A 1,826-nucleotide genomic window follows, 5' to 3' on the forward strand; every position below is an offset into this window, starting at 1 on the left:
CTTCTATGTCAATTATGGCTATGTCTGATGCCAGCATACTTTTTAGAACACCACCAAATTTTTTTCTATCTAGACTTCTTGCTAGTTGTGGGTAATAGTATCGGAACTTCAAATTGAACTCTACTTACTGAACTATTCTGCAGACTGTTTGAGCTTGTTGAAGATACAGAAATAGAGCCTACAGACTCTCCATCATTTGATGCAGTTTGAGATTCATTTACTGTAACTGCTATATCGAATCCAATTTTTTGTAATAAAATTCCAGTCTCTTGGCAAAATGCTTGTCCTTCAGCAGCACTATTAAATACTGCTGTTGCAGGGTTTATATTAGCATTGTGAGTCTGGCCATACTCCTGCGCTGCCACCACCCCTTTAATAATCTGCTTTAATGTTTCTGCAACGAAATCATCTAGTTTCATAATTTATCCAATAAAGAAAGAAAAAATGAACTAATTGTAGCAATACTTCCTGCATTAGGTAGTCCATTTAGAAGCATTTGCACAACTGCTTTACTTGGTTTACCATCTCCAAATTGAGCTTCAACTGCATCAATAACTTCATAAGATGCCCGTTGCTCTTCTTTGGAAAGGTTTAATCTACTAATTTCATCACGCAAAGCAACTATATGCTCTTGGATCTCTGAATTCGAATTTACAATATTGACAGAGTTATCTGTTGAATTTTGACTAAAGCGATTGTTTACTCCAGATATATTATAAGTAACATGCTGGACGGCAGCTTTTGCCTCAGGAAGACCAAGTTTAATCACATCCATCTGATAACCAGCAGGAATACTATGGAGTTTTTCATGAAAGCCTGGGTCGATAACTTTGTATGTTTCTTCTGCTCCATTACTCATCGAACGCTGGATTAAGTCACCTATTTCTACAAGAATGTCAGAGCGTTGGATGAAAATTTTATTTTTTTGTACGCTAGATTTAATATCTGAAACTACCTCTCCATTTTGCTTTAAGATTTTTATGGTGTCAGTCATTATTTCATTAAACGGCATCTGTATTATTACTCCTTAACGAGATTACGCACACTTTAGCAGACAGAATAGTCAATTAAAAAATAAGAAAAGAACGTATCACTCTTTTCTATAAAGAAACTTGCTAGATTATGATATTACCTACTATTAAGGATGTTGACAGCAACAGCCTTCATAATCTAGTGTTCCTAAAGGATAGGTAGGTAAAAGCTCTATATACTTATCAATTGTTTCATCGTACACCTCTATTGCAAAGGTATAACAGCAAGGACATTCCTCTCGTCCATCATTGAAAGCGTGCTTAGAGCAGTAAAACTCAAAAGGTTCAATAATATTATGACGATAATCCACAAGAACATGAGTAGCAGCTTGATGACAGTTTTCACAAAATAACATTTCGTTCTTCCAAGTTAAAACTTATTTCTATCTTAATTAAAGGTCCTGCTAATACCTATGAACCTAATTTAAAATAATACTAATCGTTAATATAGCAACAAACACGATATCGCACACGCTGTATTTTGGAAAATATTTATGCATTTTTAAATCCTGAACAAAAAAATCACATCGCAATTTTTTATAAGTGAATTATTAAGAAATAGAGAGCTGACGATGACCTGAGAACTGAGAACTGAGAACTGACAAGAAATTGCATGTCAATTCCCCGTTCGCAAGAGCCAATACTTTAAATAGGATTGGGTGGTAGGTCGTATTGTAGATATATAGAAATAGTGGACAAAGAAAAGCCCCCTAACAACTAAGTTAGGGGGCTTTATCTAGGAATAGAGAGCTGACGATGACCTACTCTCACATGGCCGGAGCCACACTACCATTG

General features: G+C 35.4%; 2 protein-coding genes. Both read right to left on the bottom strand.

Annotation, left to right across the window (positions count from 1 at the left end; genetic code table 11):
- Positions 1–65: 65 nt before the first annotated feature.
- Positions 66–419: a hypothetical protein gene (locus EI162_RS14060; protein WP_192524921.1), complete on the bottom strand. Its 354-nt coding sequence runs from the start codon at positions 417–419 to the stop codon at positions 66–68.
- Entirely contained in the window at positions 416–1,012 is a 597-nt protein-coding gene (locus tag EI162_RS14065; protein WP_192524922.1) for a hypothetical protein, read from the bottom strand. Before EI162_RS14065 ends, EI162_RS14060 begins: the two co-directional genes overlap by 4 nt.
- Positions 1,013–1,826 lie beyond the last annotated feature (814 nt).

This window comes from Psychrobacter sp. FME6, from assembly GCF_014861365.1.
In the GTDB taxonomy this organism is placed as follows: domain Bacteria; phylum Pseudomonadota; class Gammaproteobacteria; order Pseudomonadales; family Moraxellaceae; genus Psychrobacter.